This window comes from Fibrobacter sp., from assembly GCF_017545445.1.
Taxonomy (GTDB): domain Bacteria; phylum Fibrobacterota; class Fibrobacteria; order Fibrobacterales; family Fibrobacteraceae; genus Fibrobacter.
Map to the genome: position 1 here is coordinate 1 of NZ_JAFWOM010000009.1, position 23,572 is coordinate 23,572.

The window sequence follows — 23,572 nt, forward strand, 5'->3', positions numbered from 1 at the left end:
AAACGAAAAGCACTTCTCAAAGAGAAGTGCTTTATCGCGGGATAGACGAGGCTTGAACTCGCAACCTCCGGCGTGACAGGCCGGTGCTCTAACCAAAATTGAGCTACCACCCCAGTGGTTTGTTAGGCTTTTCAACCGAACGAACCAAATATAAAAAGATTGAATGAATGTGTCAAGGGCTGTGGGCTGTTTTTTTGAAAATTTTCAAAAAAACTTTGTTTGCTAATACCAAAATGTCTCGGGATTCTATTGCATCCTGTCACCCTGGAGGGAGTGTAACGACCGATAGGGTCCATACCGCCCTCAACGCAAATATCGCATGGAGCCTATCGGGGCTTCGCCCCTCCAGGATGACAAAAAAAACAGATCCCGGAACAGGTCCGGGATGACGCTCTATAATTTATCGTCTATAACCGAAAAACAATGACTAATGACTAACCACTAACCACTCGTCTAACGTTGACCAGGATACTTCACGCGGGTGTGATACGTTCCGTCGAGGCTGTGGAGGAACGCTTCTTCGAGCTTGGAGAGTTCCTTTACGGACAAGTTGCTTTCGTTGAACTGCCCGTCCATGAATTTGTCAAGAATCGTCTTGTGGATCATGGATATGAGCGCTTCGGAGGAGGTGTCCGTCATGGAGCGGCTTGTGGCTTCGATAACATCAGCGAGCATGAGAATTGCGGTTTCCATGCTTTGCGGACGTGGTCCTTTGTAGCGGAAATCTTCTTCCTTGACTTCCTTGCCGGTTTCCTTGGCGAGTTCCTTTGCCTTGTGGTGGAAATACTGGATGAGCGTTGTGCCGTGATGTTCTTGAATGGCGGAGGCGACGAGTTCTGGAATCTTGTATTCCTTTGCGAGCAGAACGCCTTGAGATACGTGCCCGGTGATGATTTTGACGGACTGGTACGGATCCAAATTGTTGTGCGGGTTCACGCCTTGCTTCTGGTTCTCGGTAAAGTATTCGGGGCGCATCGTCTTGCCCAAATCGTGGTACAGCGCCATGACGCGGACTAGCAACGAATTGGCACCGATGGTTTCGGCAACGCTTTCGGCGAGATTCGACACTTGGATGCTGTGATGGAACGTGCCTGGTGCGAGTTCTGAGATTCGCTTGAGGGCGGGCCTGTTGAAGTCGGACATTTCCATGAGCGTAAGGACAGTCGTGATGCTGAATACTTTTTCGACGACGTGGATCAAGAGCACGGATGCGACTGCGGTGCAGATGATGATGTTTGCACTAGCCGCGATGAGCGTTTGGTAGAACGTGACAAAATTGAATCGGTTGCGCAAAAGCAGCATGATGCTGATGGCTGCCGCGGCTGCAACGGCTCCGGCGATCATGCTCCAAGCGAACTGGACGCGGTAGCGCATGCGGAATAGCGGAGTAATCACGGCGATGTTGATGAGCATGCTCGTCAGCGTTGCTGCAAGGTCGTAACCGTTCAGGAGGCCGAAAAATCCAGACGAGAATGTGGCAAAAGCAATACCCATGCGGACATCGTAAAGGACTGTTGCAATCACCGGTGTAAACGTAATCGGGTACAGCCACATGAAATCGACGTGTTCCGGGAGGAGGCTGTCAGGTTTGTTGAGTAACCCAGACAAGTTGTGGATTGCCCAGAATGTAAAGAGTTGCAATAAAGTGAGGAAGAACAGACTCCACAATTGGCGCGGAGTCTTGAACATTGTGCGTGTCGGAGTGTAAAGGCAGTATGCAATAAGGAGCGAGATGATGATGACGAAGATGAGGATGTTTCCGTAAGGGGCGGTAAGCGTCTTCGAGTTTTCTTCGTTCTGCTGCGCCAATTGGAGCGCATCGATTTTTTCAAGAATTTCTTTGGTGATGGGAGTGCCTTGCGTCACGATTTCCATGCCGCGCGGAACCATGCCCTTGATGAGCGTTACTTTGTTGCTCACGTCGAGCTTGCGGGCTTCGGTTTCTTTTTCAAGATAAAATACGTTCGGGCTTGTGAAGACGTAGAGTGCTTCGTAGAATGCGCTCTGTAACCCTTGCTCTACAGAGAACGCCCTCTGCAACTGGCTGAACGCTTCATCGATGCGGCGCTGCATAGGCTGGATTTCGCTGATTTCTACAGGGTTTTCTTCGTTTTCCTTGATGAGCGAAATGAACGGCTTGTTGTAGATGAGGTTCTTGATGCTCTTGATGTTGTAGCTGTTGCAGAACAACGTCGCTTCGGTTTCTGTCTTGGCGAGGAGCGTGTTCGAGACGCCCTTCTGCATCATCTGGTAGAATACGGACATCAGGGAATCACGCGCGGTCGCATTTGTGCTCAACGGCTTGATGGCGGTGATGGAGAGGCGTTGCTTGAGCTGGTCGTAGATGCGTGAGGCTTCTTGGACTTTTGTTTGGATCGAAGGGTCACTGCCGTCGTCCTTGCTCGCGCTGATGGCGGCTTGCATCTTGCCGTACTGTTCGAGCTTCTTCAAATACTGTTCCAGTTCACGCAAAAGGCGAGTCGTTTCATCGGAGTTGAATTCGAAAATGGCGTTCACCTTTTCTATGGCTCGTGCTTTTTCAGATTGGATTTCTTGTTCGGTCTTGGGGACTTCGAACTTGAACGGCGCGACGATCGTTCTTGTGCTCAACTGGCCCAAGTGTGGGCGTTCAGCACGGAGCGCGATGTTCTTGTCGGGGAATAAGAGTACGGCAAAGAGAATCAGTAAGACCCAGCCGATAAATAAATGAATTTTTTTCTCTTTCTTGTTCATTTAATGCTCTTCTATTTTTTAAGCTCGTTATTTTCGTAAGCTAGCAAAATGTCTTTGACTAAATGATGACGGAGAACGTCGGTGGCACTAAATTCGACTTCGGCAATGCCGCGAATGCCTTTGAGGATTTTCATGGCGTGCTCAAGGCCGGATGTTTGCCCTTTGGCCAAATCGACTTGGCTAGTGTCGCCGGTGATGATGGCCTTGCTGTGGGGGCCGAGTCGCGTGAGGAACATCTTCATCTGGGCGGTCGTCGTGTTCTGAGCTTCGTCCAAGATGATAAAAGCACGTTTGAGCGTGCGACCGCGCATGTAGGCGAGGGGAGCGACTTCGATAGCTCCCGTCTCTTCGTAGCGGTGCAACTTTTCGGCGGGCAGCAGCTCGGAGAGGCTGTCGTGGATGGGCCGCAAGTAGGGGGCGATTTTCTCCTTGAGGTCGCCGGGCAAAAATCCGAGCGACTCGCCGGCTTCGACTGCGGGGCGCACGAGGCAGATGCGTTCGGCTTCGCCGCGTTCGAGGCTTGCGACGGCAAGCGTCACGGCGAGGAATGTCTTGCCTGTACCGGCGGGGCCTTTCGCGAAGATGATGTCGTTTGATTCGACTGCCTTGACCAGTTCCGCCTGCGCCGGAGTCTTTGCGGATACGCTAACCCCGAACCTGTTGCGGAAGACGGGCGTGTCGGGTATAGCTTCGGCAGGGCTCGATTCCTTCGGCCCGAGCATGCGCTCTAGCTGGCGAGCGTCTAGAATCTCGCCGTTGCGGGCTGCGATTTTCAGTTGGTCGAGGACAGCAAGCACACCTGACATATCGGCATCGTCAAGAGGAACGATGTCTAAGCCCGGAAGACGGGTGCGTATCTCAACGCAAAAACGGCTCTCCAGTAATCGGAAAACCGTTTCACGTTCGCCTGAGATAACTCGCTTCAGGTTGTCAGATAAGGAGTAATGCCTTATACTACTCTTCATCTGAAGAGCCCGGCTGCTGGATCGGGAGACCGAGCTTGGTCCTGGCGTCGAAGATTTCCTTGCGGAGCTTGTGGTTGTCTTCGTTTGCTGCAGAGGCTTCTTCCTGAGTTTTCTTCAAAGTGCCTTCGTTGATGACTTCCTTGGGTGGTTCCTTCTTAACCGGTGCTGCCGGCTGGGCGGCTTCGGCCTGATTATCGCTGTAACCCGTGTAAGAAGCGCTGTTGTCAGAAGAGGTTTCGTTGCTTCCCGTGTAGCCTGCGTTATCGCTGCTACCAGAGTTAGAAGAACCTGCGCAAGCGGTGAACAATGCTACAGAAAGGGATGCGAGAACTAATTTCCATTTTTTAAGAGACATTATTTAAGCTCCATTCTAGTCTTTGATGGCTAAAATATATATAGTTGTGGCAGAAAAAATGTTAAAAAAGGTAAAATTTGACCATGCAATCACGAAAAACTGATGTTCAGACCTATTCTCAGGTTTATTTGTCTTCAAAAAATTACAATTCCACGGAAATTTATGCTAAAAGACGCACTTCGTTGATGAAAAAATTAGGCTCTTTTTGCGTTTTTGCCGGGATGCCTGTTGAACCGGGGGGCGAGGAAGCTTTTGTTCAAACTTGGACGCGCTTTGTGCAGGACCCGGCCTTCTTGTATTTGACGGGCGTGAACCAGCCGGGATGTTATTTGGTGTTGGACCCGCGACGCGGCAAAAGCATTCTTTTTGTGCCCCATAAAGATCCGTTCAAGGAGTTCTGGAACGGGAAACGTCTTGGATTTGTGGATGGCGACGATTCCGTAAAGCGTCTGACCGGAGTGGATGAGGTTTGTCGGATTGATATTCTTTGGGATTTTGTTGAAAAGCTTGCCGCGGAGTATTCTGCGGGGAAGGATGCCGTTGATTATGCATTCGCCTTTTATTACGAAAAGTTCAAGGGCGACCACAACGAAAGATTGAAGGACAAGTTAAGGAGCGTGCTCCGTCCGTTCAAGATGAAGGTGAAAAGCTGTGCCGACTTGCATTTCGAAGACCGCCTGGTGCTGGAACCGGAGCGTTTGGGTGATGCCCGCGAAGCTCAAAAGATTACGGACGAAGCTTTCCGTGCGTTGCTCCCTGCGGTGAAGAATTTCAAGACGGAACGCGACGTGGCTCTTTTCCTCAATTACGAGATGCAGCGTCATAGCGACGGCGACCTCGCATTCCCGACGATTGCCGCCGGTGGCAAGAACGCTTGCTGCTTGCATTACGTCAAGAACGACGAACCTTTGCGGAACGGCGAATTGATTCTCTTGGACTTTGGCGTGCGGTTCGGGACGCTTCACAGCGATATTTCTAGGACCATTCCCGTCAACGGCAAGTTCAATCCTTTGCAAAAAATGTTGTACGAAATCGTGCTGGAGTCTGCGAAGGTGTATCAGCGCGTGGTGCGTCCGGGAGTATCGCTCAAGGAAATCGGCATGATATGCTGGGAGTTCATCATGATGGAGCTGGAACGTCGCCTAGTGAAGGGGGCTAAGGGTTCGTATAAACTCTTGTACGAAAAACGCCCGCATGGGGTGAGCCACTTTATCGGGGAGCATATCCACGAGGGCGATCCGGGGTCGCGTTCGCTCGATGTCGTGCTCAAGCCGGGAATGCTAATTTCTTGCGAGCCAGGGATTTACGGAGATTTTAGCGCGACGATTGACGGAAAACGTTACCGTGAAAGTATCGGCATCCGCATTGAAGATGATTTATTTATTACAAAAAATGGTTTTGAAAATATTTCGCAGAATATTCCGCGTACAGTCGAGGAAATTGAAGCTCTGATGAACTGAATTTGCTATTTTTATGGCTAAACAATAATTGGCTAAAAAAGGGTTTAGTCCATGTGGAAAGTTAAAGGTGCTACAAGATTTTTCTTGTCAATCCTAGCAACAGTTTTTGTACAGGCGGGTGTCTTTATTTACGCCCAAAAAATTCTGTCTGGTTCGTTTTTTGCTCAGAACGGACTTATCTGGCAGAGCTTCATGCTGCAAATATTCTTTATCGCGCCATACGTGCTGATGGTGTTCTTCGCCGGATTTTTCACCAATAAGTTCTCGAAGAACAAGGTGATGGCGTGGTCGTCCTTGATGATGACGATATTCGTCATTGCGCAGTCGGTGCTGGTGACCGTCGATTGCCCGCGAATTGCGTTCTGGCTTTCGATTGGGCTGAGTTGCGGCTTTGCGATTCACAGTGCGGCAAAGTACGCGATTATTAAAGAAATGTTCGGCGTGCGGAATTTGAGCTATGCGAACGCTTTCCTCCAGATTTTTGGCCTTTGCGGCATTATCGCCGCTTCTTGGTTTACGATTGTCGGCGTGAACCTCATTGATTTTGAAAAGTTCGCGTCTTATGAAGCTGTGCGCTATATCACTTCCAAGTCTGTCGTTATTCCGTGGATTCTTACGGGTGTGAGCGTTCTCGGGACGGTTGCGAACTTCCTTATTCCGCGTGTCAAGTACGAAGACCAGAAAACGAACATCAACAAGGTGCGTCGTCACTTGAGTCTCGGATTTCGCGTGCCGACCTTGCGTGCTTCCATCATCGCCCTTTCGATGTTCTGGGCCTTGGCTCAGGTGTTCGTCCTCATTTTCCAGGACGTATCAGGTTCTACGACTGTCGATATGATGCAGAACTACATGGCGTTTGCGATTGTGGGCCTCATGGTCGGAACGATTGTTGCCGCGCATTTCTCCAAGGACTTTATTGAATCGGGCTTTGTGCCGCTTGGCATGTTCGGAGCTTCGATATGCATGTTCCTTGTGCCGTTCCTTGTGCATCCGGTGGCATTGGTGTTCCTTTATAGCTTGACTGGGTTCTTTGGCGGCCTGATTCTCGTGCCGGTGAACGCGCTTTTGCAGTACAATACGCGCCCGAACAATTCCGGCTCCGTGCTTGCGTTTGCGAACATGATTCAAGCTTTGGTGCTTGTCGTGTTCCTGTTCGTGTTCTCTATCATGGTCCAGTTTTCGGATATTCGTCCGCAAAACTACTTCATTGGTCTTGCCGTTATTTCTGTAGGCGTGTTTATTTGGTCCATTTACAACTTGCCGCAAGCTTTGCTCCGCACTCTGCTCCGTTTTGTGTTCAGCCGCTACAAGATTCGCGTCTTGAACGTGCAGAACATTCCGAACGAAGGCCCGATTCTCCTTGTCGGTAACCACCACAGCTTTATCGACTGGGCGATGGTGCAGATGGCCTCTCCGCGTCCGCTTTGCATTGCAAGCAACAAGGACCATTTTGAAAAGTGGTATTTGCGTGCGGTGCTCAAGCGCCTTGGCATGATCCGCATCGATAACCGCAACCCGAAAATTGCGATGGACAAGATTCACGAAGCACTCCTTGCAGGGAAGGCCGTCGTGATATTCCCTTCGGGCGAAGTGTCCAAGTCTCCGCATGTGGAACCGTTTACGATTGATTATTCGTCTGCGGTGGAAGGGACGGACGCTCAGGTGATTCCGTTCTACATCCAGGGCTTGTGGGGCAGTAACTACAGTTACAGTTCTTCGAACATGTTTGGCGCTTCGTCGGAACGCTCGGTGACGGTTGCTTTCGGCGATGCTCTCCCGGCGGATACGCCTCCTAATGAAATTCGTGCTATTCTCCGCCGCATTTCCATTGACGCTTGGAATTACGCTGTGTCGTTTGTCCACCCGATTGCGGACAGCTGGATTCGTACGTACAAGAAGTACGTGAAGAACGGGCCTGCGATTTATAGCCCAGATGGTGCTCATTTCTCGGGTTACAAGCTCATGGGTGCTGTGATGGCGTTCCGTGGCTACCTCAAGAAAACGCTCGGCAAGAACGAACAGAACGTGGGCATCATGCTCCCGCCAAGCCCTGCCGGTGTGATTGTGAACCTTGCGCTTTGGGTGCTCGGCAAGACGAACGTGAACTTGAACTATACGTCTTCTGTCGATAACGTCAAATTCTGCTGCGACCGTGCCGAATGCGCGACTGTCATTACGAGTCGCCAGTTCGTGCAGAAGTTGAAGGGACGCGGCAACGACTATTCGAAGGTCGCTTCGGATAAAGTGCGTCTGCTCTACGCCGAAGACATGATGAAAGAAATCCCGAAGGTAAAGATTGCTGCTTTCCTTGTGCTTTGTATGATTATGCCGAGCTGGTTGATTCGTCTTGTGTTCGTGAAGCACCGTTCGATGGACGACAATGCGGTAATCGTGTTCAGCTCCGGTTCCGAAGGTACGCCGAAGGGCGTGGAACTCACGCAGCGCAATATGATGGGCAACATCCAGCAGCTTGCTTGCATTTTGAACGTGAGCCGTGGCGACGTGATGCTCTCGGAACTGCCGCTGTTCCATAGCTTTGGCCTTACGGTGACGACGCTTTTGAACCTCACAGAAGGCTGCCCGATTGTGGCTGTGGCTGACCCGACAGACGTTAAGACGATGTCTCGCGTTTGTGCGGAATTCAAGGTCACGATCATGGTGGCGACCCCGACGTTCTTGCGTGCGTTCACGGTCAGCCGCTATGTGCACCCGTTGATGTTCAAGTCGGTGCGTATCATTATTGCCGGTGCCGAAGCTCTCCGCCCGGAACTCGCGACTGCGTTCCGCCTCAAGTTCGGCAAGGAAATCTACGAAGGCTACGGCTGTACCGAAACAGCTCCGGTGGCTTCGGTCAATACCGAAAATACGTTGTTCGATGATTACACCACGTTGCAGGTGAACAACAAGCCGGGTACGGTTGGCCCTGCGCTTCCGGGTACGCAGTTCTTGATTGTGGACCCAGAAACGAACGAACCTTTGCCGACGGGCGAGGCTGGTATGATTCTCATTGGCGGTTGCCAGGTGATGAGAGGCTACCTCAAGGATGAAGACCGCACGAAGAGCGTGATTGTGCTGAAAGACGGCGTTCGCTATTACCGCACGGGCGACAAGGGATACCTTGACGAAGACGGCTTCTTGACGATCGTGGATCGCTACAGCCGCTTTGCAAAGCTCGGTGGCGAAATGATTAGCCTCGGTGCCGTCGAAAAGAAAATCCAGGATACGCCGGTATTGCAGGGCTGCGATTACGTCGTTACCGCAATCCCCGATGCGACCAAGGGTGAAAAGATCGTGCTCTTGTACCAAGGCGAAAAAGACCCGAAGGATGTGCTCTCGGAACTGCGTGCAAGCGGCATGCCGCCTTTGATGCTCCCGTCTGCGGCGTTCAACGTCGAGGTGATGCCGAAGCTCGGTTCTGGCAAGGCAGACTTCGTCACCGCAAAGAAAATGGCGAAGGAACTGGTGGAGAAGAAGTAATTCTTTAGATATGATATACGCAAAAAGCCCATGTTATTACATGGGCTTTTATTGTGGGCAAAAGGATTTTAGAGAATTTTATTTTTTCTTTTTTGTATTCTTTTGCGCGAGTGCCGCTTTGACAAGTCCGCTGAACAGCGGGTGAGGTGCCGTGGGGCGGCTCTTGAATTCCGGGTGGAACTGGCAAGCTTCAAAGTACGGGTGGTTCTTGATTTCCACCATTTCAACAAGCTTTCCGTCGGGAGAAGTACCGGCAATCTTAAGGCCGGCCTTTTCTAACTCCTTGCGGAATTCGCTGTTGTAGTTGAATTCGTAGCGGTGACGGTGACGTTCGCTAATCTTTTCGCACTTGTAGAGCTTTGCCGCGTTGGAATCCTTCATGAGCTTGCACGGGTAAGCGCCGAGGCGCATCGTGCCGCCCTTTTCGGTGACGTTCTTTTGTTCGTCCATCAGGTCGATGACCGGATGAGTCGTCTTTTCGTCGAATTCCGTGGAGTTTGCGTCTTTCCAGCCGAGCACGTTGCGGGCGAATTCAATCACGCAGCATTGCATGCCAAGGCAAATACCGAGCAGCGGAATCTTGTGCTCGCGGGCGTACTTGATGGCAACGCATTTTCCGTTCACGCCGCGGCTGCCGAAACCGCCCGGAATCAGAATGCCGTCTGCATTCTTAATCAAGTTCGGGTTCTTTTCGAGTTCTTCGGCTTCGATGCATTCCACCTTCACCTTGGCGTTGTGTTCCATACCGGCGTGCTGCAAAGCTTCGTGCACGGACTTGTAGGCATCGCGAATAGCGATGTACTTGCCCACAAGCGCGATGGTGCATTCGTACTTGGGCTGGGTTGCTTTCTTGACGAGTTTGTCCCATTCGGAGTGGATGATGGGGTGGACTCTCAAGTTCAGCTGTTCCAGAACGCGGAGGTCAAGTTCCTGCTTGGAAAGTTCACGCGGGACTGCATAGACGGAATCCGTCACGTCCTTTTCTTCGATGACGCATTCGGGCTTCACGTTGCAGAAGAGGGCGAGCTTGTCCAAGTGTTCCTGCGGAATGTGCATTTCGGTGCGGCACACGAGAATGTCTGGGAAAATACCGATGTTGCGGAGTTCTGCGACGGAGTGCTGCGAGGGCTTTGTCTTGAGTTCACCTGCGGCCTTGAGGTACGGCACCAAAGTCAAGTGGATGAAACATGTGTTTTCTACGCCGACTTCGAAGCGAAACTGCCTTGCGGCTTCGAGGAACGGGAGCGATTCGATGTCACCTGCCACGCCGCCGATTTCGCAGAGCACGATGTCTGCACCGCTTTCTGCTGCGGAGCGGAATGCGTCCTTGATTTCGTTCGTGATGTGCGGAATTACTTGCACAGTGCCGCCGAGGTACTTGCCTGCGCGTTCCTTGGAAAGCACGGAAGAGTAAATGCGGCCAGAAGTGTAGCTTGAAGCCTTGGAACACTGCACGCCAGCGAAACGTTCGTAGTGGCCGAGGTCCAGGTCTGTTTCGTAACCGTCATCGGTCACGAAAACTTCACCGTGCTGGTAAGGGCTCATGGTACCCGGATCAACATTCAGGTACGGGTCGAGCTTCTGCATGAACACGTTGTAGCCGCGGCTCTTGAGGAGTAGTGCGAGCGATGCCGAGGTGATGCCCTTGCCGAGGGAACTGACTACGCCGCCGGTGATAAAGATGTACTTGGTCTGTTTGCCTTTGTTTGCAGAGGCGGCCTTAGTCATGTTTTGCTCCCTTAAAATCGAGAATCATTTGTCTAAATTCGCCGAACAGGTAGTAGGAATCGTTCGGACCTGGAGCGGATTCCGGATGGTACTGCACGCTGAACGCCGGGAACTTCTTGTGGCGGATGCCTTCGACCGTATTGTCGTTCAAGTTGATGTGCGAAACTTCCACGTCGGCGGGGAGGCTTGCTTCGTCAATGGCGTAGTTGTGGTTTTGGCTTGTGATTTCTACAGCACCAGTTTTCAAGTTCTTGACTGGGTGATTGCAGCCGTGGTGACCGAATTTGAGCTTGGAAACTTTCGCTCCAAGTGCGAGGCCCAAGAGCTGGTTGCCGAGGCAGATACCCATCAGCGGAACCTTGCCGAGCAACTGCTTGACCATGTTGTAAACTTGCGGGAGGCTGTTCGGGTCGGCAGGGCCGTTCGAGAGGAACACTCCGTCCGGATTCTTTGCCATAATTTGTTCGTAGGTCGCAGTAATCGGGAGGACCGTCACCTTCATGTTCTGCGCGGCAAGATTCCTCAAAATGTTCGTCTTGATGCCGAAATCGAGAGCGACGACGTTCAAGTCACCTTCGGTGCTGAACTCGTAGCCGTTCGGGTCGGAAACTTTGCTGGCGTAGTCCTGACCATCGAGGCCTTCCCATTCTTGTGCTCGCTTGATTCCTTCTTCTTCGCTAATTTCTTCATTGGAAACGTGCAGATAAGCCTTCTGTGCACCGTGTTCGCGCAGATGGAGCGTGAGGGCGCGCGTATCGACTCCGGCGATGCCCGGCTTGCCCTGGGCGAGCATGTAGTCGTGCAGACTTTCTTCGTTTTGTTCCTTGGAAACCCAGTCGAGCGAGTTCACCACGATTCCGTTCAGGAATACTTGGCGGGATTCGTTCTTTTCAAGGTTTGCAGCGTAAGCGCCGACTTCTGCCGTGGTGAAAACCACGAACTGGCCCGCATACGACGGATCGGTTATGATTTGCTTGTAGCCTGCCATGCCGGTATTGAAAACGGCTTCGCCGACTGTGTCGGTTGCCGCACCAAAGGCATAGCCTCTAAAGACCGTGCCGTCTGCGAGTGCCAAAAACGCTTTCTTTTCGCGTTTTGCTTTCCATTGGAACTTCTCTGTCATACGATTCTCATTGCTGTAGTGTTAAAAAAGTGTGTCGTTGTCATCCTTGCGACTCTGTCCAAGTCGAAGAATCTAAAAAAATAAAGGCAAAAGCCAAATGCTTTTGCCAGACGATAAAGACGATAAAAAACGGAAAAAAGAAAAATTTTGTGAAATTCGGGGAGTGTCGCCTGATTGCGTTGCGAAATTGTTGCAACGGCTGCGCTCAAATGTGCTTCGATGGATTCCGATATTTTCATCGGACTCAAAATATAGTAAATCTTTCTTCGAGTTTGGAAGAGTGTTTTGGAATATTTTTTCAGGTGCACGGTTGGTTCTGTTTCTGTAAAAAGAATCCGTCGGCATAAGGCCGACGAATTGAATTTATGAGGTTCAGTCTATGAATTTAAAAGGTGTTTTTCATTCGTGGATGAAAAGGTTTGAGGCCTCCCATCTTTTGCTTCGGTTTATTCAGCACGGACAATGGGAGGCCTTCATTAGTAGAGTAGATGATTAGTAAATGAAAAGCATTTCTCTGTACTTCGGAAGCGGTCAGAGTTCGTCCGGGACGATCTTTTCGAGTGAATCGACAACCAAGCGGAGGTCGATCATGCCGTTCAAGATATCTTCGTGCTTGGAAGCGAGAGCCTTTTCCATGACTTCGATGGCGGCAAGGAGCTTCTTGATGATTTCGCCAAGCGGCTTGGCGTAAGAATCGAGAGCCGGGAGACCCTGGTTCAGAGCCATTTCGTTAGCCTTGAGCGTGCAAGAGTAAGCCTTCACAGCCTGCGGGAGGATGATGTCCTTGGCCATGTCGCGTGCGATTTCGCCTTCGATGTGAATCTTCTTGTGGTAATCTTCCATGTTCACTTCGTAGCGGGAATCGAGTTCGCGCTTGTTGAACACGCCGTACTTTTCGAAGAGGGCGACGTTTTCCTTCTTGTTGAGAGCCTGGAGAGCTTCCATCGTGGTGCGGATGTTAGGGAGACCGCGCTTTGCTGCTTCTTCCACCCATTCGTCGGTGTAGCCGTTGCCGTTGAAGATAACCTTCTTGTGTTCCTTGACAATCTTCTGCAACAGGTTCTGCAATTCTTCGTGGAACTTGTCAGCGGGCACGTTTGCGAGTTTGTCTGCGATGATGTCGAAGGCTTCGGCAACGATGGTGTTGAGGATAACGTTCGGCTCAGAGCAGCTCTGGCTAGAACCCGGTGCACGGAATTCGAACTTGTTGCCGGTGAATGCGAACGGAGAAGTTCTGTTACGGTCGGTAGCATCGCGCGGGAGCGGCGGGAGCGTGTCGGAACCGAGCTTGAGTGCGCCAGCCTGCTTGCTGGACTTCGGATCGCCCTTTTCGAGCTGTTCGATGACGTCGGCGAGCTGGTCGCCGAGGTACATGGAGATGATTGCCGGAGGAGCTTCGTTTGCTCCAAGGCGGTGATCGTTACCGGCACTTGCAACAGCCATGCGGAGCAAATCGGCGTGAGTATCGACTGCGTAAATGACAGCGCAAAGGGTGGTGAGGAAGATGGCGTTCTGGTGCGGATCCTTGCCCGGGTTCAAAAGGTTGGTCTTGCCGTAGTTCACGGACCAGTTGTTGTGTTTGCCAGAACCGTTGATGCCTGCAAACGGCTTTTCGTGGAGGAGGCAGACGAGTCCGTGGCGGTCAGCGACCTGGCGAAGGACTTCCATAATCTGCATGTTATGGTCGCAAGCGAGGTTCACTTCTTCGAACATCGGAGCAAGTTCGAACTGAGCCGGAGCGACTTCGTTGTGGCGGGTCTTAGCCGGAATGCCAAGCTTCCAGAGTTCCTTTTCCACATCGTTCATGAAGTTCAAAATGCGGGCCGGAATGCTACCGAAGTAGTGGTCTTCCATCTGCTGGTGCTTAGCAGGTGCTGCACCGAACAAAGTGCGGCCAGCCTGGTAAAGGTCCGGACGCTGGAGGTAGAAGCGCTTGTCAACGAGGAAGTATTCCTGTTCTGCACCGAGCGTGACGTTCACCTTCTGCTGGGCAACGCCGAAGAGGCCCATGAGGCGGTCGGCGGATTTCTGCAAAGCCTGGATGGAGCGGAGAAGCGGAGTCTTCTTGTCGAGTGCTTCGCCGGTATAGCTACAGAAAGCGGTCGGGATACAGAGCGTTGCACCGTTGCCGTGACGCTTGATGAAAGCGGGGGAGGTCGGGTCCCAAGCCGTATAACCGCGGGCTTCAAACGTAGAGCGAAGGCCACCGCTCGGGAAGGAAGATGCGTCTGGTTCGCCGACGATCAAGTTCTTGCCGCTGAAGGCCATGATGGCCTTGCCGTCTTCGGGTTCAAGGAAGGAGTCGTGCTTTTCGGCGGTAGATCCGGTCAAGGGCTGGAACCAGTGTGTAAAGTGCGTTGCGCCGCGGTCGATAGCCCACTTTTTCATGGCGTGAGCGACTTCGCCTGCGATGCTCGGATCGAGCGGTGCGCCACCGTCAATCGTTGCGAACAACTTTTTGCAAATTTCTTTCGGGAGGTAGGCGCGCATGGCGTCTGCGTTAAACACGTCCTCACCGTAAAAGTCGAGACTTGCAGGTGCTGCGGGGAGGTTCGAGCCGGCGTTTTCGCTGGCAATTTCCTTGATGGCTTTCAGCCTATATTCGTTGCTCATTTGGCAAACTCCTTATGATTTTTTTTGTTTTTCGCTGCCCTTAATGCAAAAAACGTGCCAAAAATCTGTTTTGCCTGTAAAAACGCGAAATTTACCCAAAAAATGCAAAAAAGACGTTTTTCATGATGTGTCTTTTGTTCATGTAAAGATTACAATTTTTGGAAAAATGATGTATGAATTACAAAATGTGTAAATGAAGCGTGGCCGCAGTTCTTTTCACACTTACATTGTCTCCCCGGCCTCAGTGCCGTTTTTTTTCATGTACCCCCTTACATCTGTCACCCCGGCTTCAGTGCTGGGGCCGGCTTTTTTTAATAAACAACTGATGCCGGAACGGTGTCCGGCATGACAGCAGCACTTACTTTTACATTTTTTGTATTTAAAGTTGCTTGTACATCCCCTCATCTTTAGAATCGGTGTTCTTTGCAGTGCTGCATGGCTTCTTTAAGATTCTTGAACATCGGCTTTTCAAATTTTTCATAGCCGACTTTCGTGAGGCCGTCGTAGAAGAACATGCCATGCGTTTTGCGGGCCGCTTCATCGCCCATTCTTCCAATATCTTTATCAGTAATCCCTTCGGGCAAGATTTCGCGATATTTTTGGCTAGGCGGGTCGAAATAGAATAGTTGGTCTATAAATTCGTCGATTCCTTCATTTTTCTGTCTAAAGAAGTAGTGCATGCCTTTGCGGTTCCAGCCTTCGAATTGCAGGTTTTCGCCGATGATAAAATCAATGCCGTGCTCCATAGGCTCGCAGCCGCCTTCTTTCAGGTTGAATTTTTCGCATAAATAGAAGGGCGCTGTGAGTTGCGGTGCGATTGAATCTTTGCAATTGCAGTTGGTGCTATCCGTATAGCATTTTGCGAACGTCTTATAGGGAGATTGTTTATAATATGTTTCGGCGGGTAAATCGGTGGCAAAATTAATGTAGGATTTTCCGTCAACGCGGTAGCATTCCAAGCTTTCGTCAATTCCTGAAGATTTGCCGTGAACGGGCAGCGGTTTCATGCTGGCGTAGTTTTCGATTTTACAACCGCCATTGACATAGTCTTTGGTGTAGCAAGGAATCCAGGCCGGGTTGGCGATGGGTTCTGGTTTGCGGGCCCATTCGGGAATGGCGGTGTCTTTGGGGATTGCTTTGGATGCAATTTTCAATTCATTTTTGAAATCTGGTTGGCATTCCCCGATGATTTTGGCTTTGATGGTAGATGCGTGGTGCGACATTTCAAAATGAGGGCAGGTGCAGGCGAGGGCTGTTATCCAGTATCCCGTGAATGTTTTATTGTAAAATTTTTGGATAAACTTGCGTGCGTTTTCTTTGTGGTATATGCTGCCGTCGATGGTGCTGGTATTCCATACAAGAGAAGGCGTTGCTTTTTGGGTGCTTGCTGAAAGGCTTTTCTCGTCGCATAGCTTGTCTAGATCGTCGATTCCTCCGCGGTCGTAATCACGGCGTCGGAAATTGCTCCGTTTGTCGCCTTCGAAACTGGGCCAGAAGCTGTATGCCCAAAAGGGCGTGTTGCAAAATATGGAATCAGGTGCACTTTCAAATTTTTTTGAAGGCGTAAAATCCGTCGGGGTCTCGTCGAGAAGCAACAACCTGTAGTGATCTTCGTCTTCGAACGAGGCGCAGAATTGGACAGGCGTTTTGGCGAATGATGTGATTGCCCAAAAAATGCAAAGGAGCAAAGTGAATTTTCTCATTCGAGGCCTCCTTTTATCGCGCAGTTTTTGGTCTCGGATTCTCCGTGAACTTTAACCTCGTTCAAGGCCCAGAAATCATCGGATTTAAGCATGGTCTTCGGTGGTTTTATGAATCTCGGACATTTTCCAGTCAGTATAATCTCGTATTCGAAAGGTTGCTTTACTTTGTCGAAGCCGCATTCCATGGAGATGTTCCAGACGGCTGAAATGCTTTTGCCGTAGAAACCTTTTAGCTGTTTTGAGGTGGCCTTGAAATTTGTGTCTATGGATAAATTAATGTATTCGGGAATTAGGGCAGACGATTTCCGTTCCCAAGAACTTTTCCCGTGGCAGGAGTCTTCTTCGGTGTAGGGGCCTAATTTGAATTTTCCAAGTTCTGCGAAATCCCATTCGGTTGAAGTTTCTTTTTGTGCCGTGCCGCTGCAAGTTACGTTACGTACCTCTGTTCCTGTGCTATCGAACAAGCTAATTTCCGGAACGTTCTCGAAAATTTCGGTGCGGTAAAGTGCGGGGTGTTTCCCTTCTATAATGCAGTAGTGGGCGACGGGCATGGATTTTACGCATGGGCCGACAAGTAATACATTGTATTCACGTTCTTTGCGCTTGATGTCGGCGTAACATTCTGATTTGCTTTCGCTTGCGCGGAAAAGTTGTCCGTAATAATGCGGAAGAACTTTTGGGGCATTTTTCAGATGGAATACGTTTTGTGGAGTGTAATCGCTTATTAAGTTTCGCGGAAGGTTGAGGAAGAAATCATCGTTTTTAAAAGGTTTCTTTTGGGCTGGCAAAATTTCTTTGCGAATAAGTCGTGCTGTGTAGGTACTGTCGTTTTCGAACGTGACGCAGTAGGCGGCGACGCTGTCTTTGGCTGATGCAGAGCGATCGTGGGCGAAAGCCGTTAAGCAGGTTCCCGCAAAAAATACAGCAATAGCGATGAAGCGGAGTGCAGAAAAAGAAATCATTTCCCACCTCCGTTTTGATTCGTTTTAGGAGCAATCCATTCTTTACAAGTCTTGATGGCGTCTTGCATCGTGTTGAAATGCTCATCTTTCCGTTCAGATTTTTTTATTCCCGAAAAGAATTGCATTCCTCTCGCCTTGTGGATGGACGTTTCGATTATGTTTGTTGCGTCGTTGTCATAAAAATGATATGGCAATATAATCTTGTAGCTTCGATAACGCTTGCCTTCTTGCTCTACGCGTTCCATGAATTTCGTGATGTTGTTTTCCGCTTTCATTTCGAGGTAGAGCAATAGACCATCCCGTTTCCAGTGCTTAAAGTTGCCCGTCTCGTCAAAGACAAGGGAAAGCCCGTTTTCTGCAATCGGGCAGCCTTCTGTTGTCGCGTACGCATTCTTGCAGGAGTAAAAATATTTATGAGAGTACGGCTTTGGAAGACCTTCGTGGGGCAATGAGTCGCTTTTGATGTTGCCGCAGTTCAGGCTGTCGCTGTAACATTTGGCTTGAACGGGAAAATGGAAAACCGAATCATGAACCTGTTCCGGGATGGATGTAGGAATGACGATGTAGGATTCGTTCTTGTAGCGGAAACATTCAATGTCTTGATTGAGAACTTCGGGTGCACCGACAATCGGGAGCCTTGTTTTGCTTGCGTACCGTGCGATTCGGCAGCCTCCGTTGGAGTCTGGCTCGTAACAGGGAAAAATGTCTTTTGGCCCTTCTTCAGGCAAAAAATGGCAGATGGTTTTAGTGGAGATTCCGCCTCCGCCACCACCAAGTAGGCCCGCGAGACCGTGACATCCAACATCTTCGGGTTCTAGCCAATAGTCATGTGCGAAAAGCGGTGCTGTAAGCATCGCGAGCGAGAAGATGACTATGTGGAAAATTCCCCTATAATTTCGCATGATTATAATATACAAAGGGAATACTTTTCGATTCTAATTTTTCCCGATTTGTCTGTGTTTTTTTACGTTTTATCGTATTTTGTTTTAAATCGCTTGAAATCTGCGATGTGATTAATATATTGTCTTCAATCATGAAGTTGAATGTAATTTTTGTAGCTGTTGCTCTTGTTTTTTCGGGATGTGCGATTCATCCGCCTTCTGCTGCCGCTTTTATGGAAAAAGGTGATGGCGATTTGCAGAAAAATGTAAGTGTTTCGGGAGTCTGGGGCACAAAGGGCGATGGGTATTATGAATCTTACGAAAAGATAAAGAGAAATCCATTGCCTAATGAAGATTATAGTTATAATGATATGGAATGGAATTTCCAGGCTAGCTTCGATGTTCAAGAACAATTTGGAAATCTTAAATTCGGTTTTGGTTTGGATTGGATTACACCTTTTGTAGAATTAGGCTTTGTTTCTGATTATTTGGGCGTAATGGGGTGGAGCAACATTTGCTTATGGCAACTTGAGAAAAAAGAACACGCCTATTTTCAATGGGGTGGCGGTATTACAATTATTGAACAATTGCCTTTTGCCTCTCGCAAACTTCGTGTCGGTCTCACTCAGCATATCTCCAGAAATGGACGCGAAGCGTACGGGAACGAAATTGGTGAGCTTTCTGCAACACCGGCGCCTGTGTTCTACGATGAAATTGGTGGTGGCGCTTACGTTGCGGGAGTTGTTGGCAAACGTTTGGGAATGGGTCTTGAGTTCCGTTATGGTCGAGATTTGACTTACAAGGTCGTAGAGGGGAATGGTGAGCTGTCTATGAACCGCTTTACGCTGACGCTCAATCTCCAGTGGTGGTAAATGACTATGCATCGTAGTTTATTTTACGTAAATTGTAAAAATGCGTCGTTGTTTTTCAAATTATGTAATTAAAGAATAGACCTTACTGTTCGAATTTTAACCCTAAAACCCCTTCTTTTACATTTTTGACCGCTTTTTCAATAATTGATGGGCGGTTTTTGATTTTTTGGCACGATTTTTGCATAAAGGTTTCGCAAAAATTGAATGCGCGATTTGCGCAGAATGCTGAAAGGAATTTTATGAACGCTCAAGCACTTTACAATCCGACCTATGAACACGACGCCTGCGGTGTCGGCTTGGTCGCCAATATTAATAATGTAGCCTCGCACCAGATTGTGTTGCAGGGAATTACCGTTCTTAAAAGACTCATGCACCGCGGTGCAGCAGGTGGAGACCCGGAAACCGGAGATGGTGCGGGTCTTTTGCTTTCTATGCCGCACAAGTTTTTCCGTAAGCTTTACCCGGAACTTCCGTCGCGTTATGGCGTAGCGATGTTCTTTGTCGAAAATACGCTCGAAGCGAATGCTTTTGATGCTGAAATTACGAAGGTTGCATCTGCCGAAGGCGTGCCAGTTCTCCAGTTCCGCGATGTGCCGGTGAATGCCGCAAAAATCGGTCGCACGGCTCGCGAAACTTTGCCGCATATCCGCCAAGTGTTCTTCGACGGTTCTGCTTTTGAAACGGACCAGGCTTTCGATGTTAAGCTTTATGTGGCCCGCCGCTTGATGGAAAAGTCTTGCAAGGGATTGTATGTTTGCAGCTGCAGTCGCAAGAGCATTGTTTATAAGGGACTTTTGCTTGCAAGCCAGATTGAAGGCTTCTACAAGGACTTGAACGATCTCGATTTCGAATCTCCGATTGCGCTTGTCCACCAGCGTTATTCCACGAACACGTTCCCGACTTGGCCTTTGGCTCATCCGTTCCGCTACTTGGCGCACAACGGAGAAATCAATACGCTTCGCGGAAACCTCAACAGCTTGCGTGCTCGCGAACCGCATTTGAAGAGTGAAATTATCGGCGACGATTTGCAGAAGCTTTTGCCGCTTATTCCGGGTGGCCAGAGTGACTCCGCCAGCCTCGATAACATGTTTGAGCTTCTCGTCGCTGCGGGCCGTAGCCTTCCGCATGCGATGATGATGCTCATGCCGCAGGCTTGGGGCAAGAAGCATTACTTGGGCCGCGACGTGCGTGGCTTCTTCGAATACGAATCCATGCTCATGGAACCGTGGGACGGTCCGGCTGCTGTCGCGTTCAGCGATGGCGTGAATGCGGGTGCAATCCTCGACCGCAACGGCCTCCGTCCGGCACGTTACACTTTATGTAAAGACGGCCTCTTTGTGATGGCTTCTGAAACGGGCGTGCTCGACCTCCGCGATGACGAAGTCGAAGAAAAGGGCCGCCTCAAACCGGGTGAAATCATTTACCTTGATCTCGAAAATCACCGCATCTTGAAGAACGCCGAAATGAAGGCTCAGGTGGCACGTAGCAAGCCTTACCGCCGCTGGGTTGCCGAGAACAAGATGAGCGTTCGTGGCCTCTTTAGCGAAATCAATCCGTCCGATGTTCCTGATGATATCTTGGTGCAGCAGAAACGTTTCGGTTATTCTGCCGAAGACTTGTCCGTGATTTTGAAGCCGATGGCAAAGACCGGTGCAGAACCGATTGGTTCTATGGGTAACGATGCCGCATTGGCCGTGCTTTCGGACAAGCCGCAGCCGCTGTTCAACTATTTCAAGCAGCTGTTCGCCCAGGTGACGAATCCGCCGATTGACCCGATTCGTGAAGAACTCGTGATGAGCCTTACGACTTACATCGGCAACCACGGCAACATCCTCGAAGAAACGCCGGAACAGGCTCACCTCATCAAGATTCCGCGTCCGATCGTGACCGAAGACGAAATCCGTCGTTTCGAAAATATCGGCGACAAGGCTTTCAAGGCGAAAGTGCTCAAGATGCAGTTCCCGCTTGGTGGCAATGGGGAAGTCCTCGAAGCCGCTTTGCAGAACCTCGCGGGCGATGCTGTGCGTGCTGTGAATGATGATTATGACATCATCGTGCTTTCGGACAAGAACATTGAATGGGGCTACGTGCCCATGCCTTCGCTTTTGGCGACGGCTTGCGTGAACCGTGCGTTGGTCGAAGCGGGTGTCCGTCCGGAAATCGGTTTGATTGTGCAGTCTGGTGAAGTCCGCGAAGTGATGCACTTTGCGTTGCTCCTCGGTTTCGGTGCGACGGTCATCAACCCGTATCTCGCTTTTGAAACCATTACCAACATGTGCCATAATGGCGACTTGGATGTAGATCCGGTGACGGCTGCTGCAAATTATGTAAAGGCTGTTGATAAGGGTCTTTTGAAGATCATGTCGAAGATGGGTATTTCGACGCTCCGCAGCTACCGCAGTGCCCAGATTTTCGAAGCGGTGGGCTTGAACCACGAACTCGTCGAGAAGTTCTTGCCGGGTACGGCAAGCCGCATTGAAGGTATCGGCCTCGAAGAAATTGCCCGCGAAGTGGGCGAACGCCAGAAGATTGCATTTGCCGATGCAAGCAAGGTGCTCCAGTCGGGTGGCCAGTACGCATTCCGCAAAGAAGGCGAAAAGCACTTGTGGACTCCGCAGTCCTTGGCCGCATTCCGTCAGGCCGTGCAGGGTAGTGATTACGAAAAGTTCAAGGTCTATAGCAAGCTCATTAACGATCAGTCCGAACGTCAGGCGACTTTGCGTGGACTCTTCAAGTTTAAGCAGACGACTCCGATCGATATTTCCGAAGTTGAATCTCGCGAATCCATTATCCATCACTTTGTCGCGGGTGCCATGAGCCTTGGCTCTTTGAGCCCGGAAGCTCACGAAACGATTGCCATTGCGATGAACCGCATCGGTGCTATGAGCAACTGCGGTGAAGGTGGTGAAGATCCAGACCGCGATACGCCTGCACCGAACGGCGATATCCGCAGCTCTGCCATCCGCCAGATTGCGTCGGGCCGCTTTGGCGTGACGATTGACTACCTCCGCCATGCGAAGGATTTGCAGATCAAGATGGCTCAGGGTGCAAAGCCGGGTGAAGGCGGCCAGTTGCCGGCTCACAAGGTGAACGAATTTGTGGCCCGTATCCGTCACTCGATTCCGAATGTTTCTTTGATTTCTCCGCCGCCGCATCACGATATTTACTCCATCGAAGACTTGGCCCAGCTCATTTACGATTTGCGTAATGCGAACCCGAAGGCTCGTGTTTCTGTGAAGCTCGTTTCTGAAGTGGGCGTGGGTACGATTGCCGCTGGTGTCGCCAAAGCTCATGCCGATGTGGTGCTCATTTCTGGCCACGATGGCGGTACGGGTGCATCTCCGCTCACTTCCATCAAGCATGCGGGCCTCCCGTGGGAACTTGGTATTGCCGAAGCGGAACAGACGCTTGTGCTCAATGACTTGCGTGGCCGCGTGAAGCTCCAGGTCGATGGCCAGCTCAAGACGGGCCGTGACGTTGTTGTGGCAGCTCTCCTCGGTGCCGAAGAATTTGGATTTGCGACAAACTTGCTCGTTAGCCTTGGCTGCGTGATGGACCGCAAGTGCCATACGAACCAGTGCCCGATGGGTATTGCAACGCAGGATGCTGAATTCCGTAAGCGTTTTGCAGGCAAGCCGGAATACGTCGAAAACTTCCTCTTCTTCATCGCCGACGAAGTCCGTGAAATTTTGGCAAGCCTTGGCCTGCATTCTCTCGAAGAAGCATGTGGCCGTAGCGACTTGCTCGAACGCGATCAGGCAATTGCATTCTACAAGGCTCGCAATCTTGATTTCTCGAAGATTTTCGAAACGGTCAATGGCGGCATCAAGTCTTACGACAAGAACTACGAAAAAGAAGATTTGGTCAACTTCGACCGTCGCGAACTCTTGCCGTTCGTTAGCGATACGCTCAAGAACGGTGCTTCTGTAGAACTTTGCACTGTTGTTCACAATACCGACCGCACGGTGGGTACGGAACTTTCTGGCGAAGTCGATGAACACTTTGGCGTGAAGGGCCTCCCCGAAGATACGATCAAGATTCATTTGCAGGGTGTCGCGGGCCAGAGCTTTGGTGCGTTCCTCGCTCCGGGTATTACGCTTGACCTCGAAGGCGAAGCCAACGACTTTATGGGCAAGGGCCTTTCGGGTGGTAAGATTGTCGTGCGCCCGCCAAGCAATGCTAGCTTCAAGGCCGAAGAAAACGTCATTGCCGGTAACGTTATCGGTTACGGCGGAACTTCGGGCAAGATTTTCATCAACGGTCTTGCCGGTGAACGCTTCGGTATCCGCAACTCCGGCATGCTCCTTGTTTCGGAAGGCGTGGGCGACCATGGTTGTGAATACATGACGGGTGGCCGCGTAGTCGTGCTTGGCCGCGTGGGCGTGAACTTCGCCGCAGGTATGACGGGTGGCTTTGCTTACGTCTATGACGAAACGGGTCACTTTGACTTGAGCTGCAACGTGGATTCCGCTGACTTGGAAAGCGTGCTCCCCGGTACCGACAGCGAACGTGAATTGATGGACATCATCCAGCAACATGTTCAGGCGACGGGCAGCGAGAAGGGCAAGCGCATTCTGGAAAACTGGAATAGCGAACGTCCGAAGTTCGTGAAGATATTCCCGATTGATTACAGGAACGCATTGCAAGCAAAGGTGAAATGAAAGTAGACAGTAGGCAGTAGGCAGTAGACAGTGATAGTA

Annotated in this window: 13 protein-coding genes and 1 tRNA gene; 4 read left to right on the top strand and 10 right to left on the bottom strand. The window is 50.5% G+C overall.

What is annotated here, in order from left to right:
- Positions 1-37: 37 nt before the first annotated feature.
- From IKG78_RS00810 to IKG78_RS00825, 4 genes are all read right to left on the bottom strand, one after another.
- Positions 38-113 (bottom strand) — tRNA-Asp (locus IKG78_RS00810).
- 340 nt (positions 114-453) lie between these two features.
- Positions 454-2,733, bottom strand: a complete 2,280-nt coding sequence (locus IKG78_RS00815) for an HDIG domain-containing metalloprotein (protein WP_290938150.1) — start codon at positions 2,731-2,733, stop codon at positions 454-456.
- 11 nt (positions 2,734-2,744) lie between these two features.
- Positions 2,745-3,698, bottom strand: a complete 954-nt coding sequence (locus IKG78_RS00820; RefSeq protein WP_366074479.1) for a PhoH family protein — start codon at positions 3,696-3,698, stop codon at positions 2,745-2,747.
- Positions 3,688-4,053: a hypothetical protein gene (locus IKG78_RS00825; RefSeq protein ID WP_290938154.1), complete on the bottom strand. Its 366-nt coding sequence runs from the start codon at positions 4,051-4,053 to the stop codon at positions 3,688-3,690. Before IKG78_RS00825 ends, IKG78_RS00820 begins: the two co-directional genes overlap by 11 nt.
- Before the next feature lie 83 nt (positions 4,054-4,136).
- Here IKG78_RS00825 and IKG78_RS00830 point away from each other — a divergent pair, with 83 nt between their 5' ends.
- Positions 4,137-5,513 (top strand): Xaa-Pro peptidase family protein, encoded by a 1,377-nt coding sequence (locus IKG78_RS00830; protein ID WP_290938156.1) that lies wholly within the window; start codon positions 4,137-4,139, stop codon positions 5,511-5,513.
- A gap of 51 nt (positions 5,514-5,564) precedes the next feature.
- Positions 5,565-8,990 (top strand): MFS transporter, encoded by a 3,426-nt coding sequence (locus IKG78_RS00835; RefSeq protein WP_290938158.1) that lies wholly within the window; start codon positions 5,565-5,567, stop codon positions 8,988-8,990.
- A gap of 78 nt (positions 8,991-9,068) precedes the next feature.
- On the opposite strand, the gene IKG78_RS00840 is transcribed toward IKG78_RS00835, so the two are convergent.
- From IKG78_RS00840 to IKG78_RS00865, 6 genes are all read right to left on the bottom strand, one after another.
- Positions 9,069-10,718, bottom strand: coding sequence for a CTP synthase (locus IKG78_RS00840; RefSeq protein WP_290938160.1), 1,650 nt, complete (start codon positions 10,716-10,718; stop codon positions 9,069-9,071).
- Positions 10,711-11,841, bottom strand: a complete 1,131-nt coding sequence (gene carA / locus IKG78_RS00845) for a glutamine-hydrolyzing carbamoyl-phosphate synthase small subunit (protein WP_290938161.1) — start codon at positions 11,839-11,841, stop codon at positions 10,711-10,713. Before carA ends, IKG78_RS00840 begins: the two co-directional genes overlap by 8 nt.
- A 531-nt stretch (positions 11,842-12,372) precedes the next feature.
- Positions 12,373-14,454 carry a glutamine synthetase III gene (locus tag IKG78_RS00850; protein WP_290938163.1) on the bottom strand — a complete coding sequence of 694 codons (2,082 nt, stop codon included), beginning with the start codon at positions 14,452-14,454 and terminating at the stop codon, positions 12,373-12,375.
- Positions 14,455-14,861: 407 nt separating this feature from the next.
- Complete coding sequence (locus IKG78_RS00855) at positions 14,862-16,157, bottom strand: hypothetical protein (protein ID WP_290938165.1); 1,296 nt, start codon at positions 16,155-16,157, stop codon at positions 14,862-14,864.
- The gene (locus IKG78_RS00860; protein WP_290938168.1) at positions 16,154-17,119 is read right to left on the bottom strand and encodes a hypothetical protein; all 966 of its coding nucleotides are present in this window, start codon (positions 17,117-17,119) and stop codon (positions 16,154-16,156) included. Before IKG78_RS00860 ends, IKG78_RS00855 begins: the two co-directional genes overlap by 4 nt.
- On the bottom strand, positions 17,116-18,021 hold the full coding sequence (locus IKG78_RS00865) for a hypothetical protein (protein WP_290938170.1): 906 nt from the start codon (positions 18,019-18,021) through the stop codon (positions 17,116-17,118). Before IKG78_RS00865 ends, IKG78_RS00860 begins: the two co-directional genes overlap by 4 nt.
- A gap of 131 nt (positions 18,022-18,152) precedes the next feature.
- Here IKG78_RS00865 and IKG78_RS00870 point away from each other — a divergent pair, with 131 nt between their 5' ends.
- Both IKG78_RS00870 and gltB read left to right on the top strand, forming a co-directional pair.
- Positions 18,153-18,872, top strand: a complete 720-nt coding sequence (locus IKG78_RS00870; protein ID WP_290938173.1) for a hypothetical protein — start codon at positions 18,153-18,155, stop codon at positions 18,870-18,872.
- Positions 18,873-19,111: 239 nt separating this feature from the next.
- Positions 19,112-23,533 carry a glutamate synthase large subunit gene (gene gltB / locus IKG78_RS00875; RefSeq protein WP_290938176.1) on the top strand — a complete coding sequence of 1,474 codons (4,422 nt, stop codon included), beginning with the start codon at positions 19,112-19,114 and terminating at the stop codon, positions 23,531-23,533.
- Positions 23,534-23,572 lie beyond the last annotated feature (39 nt).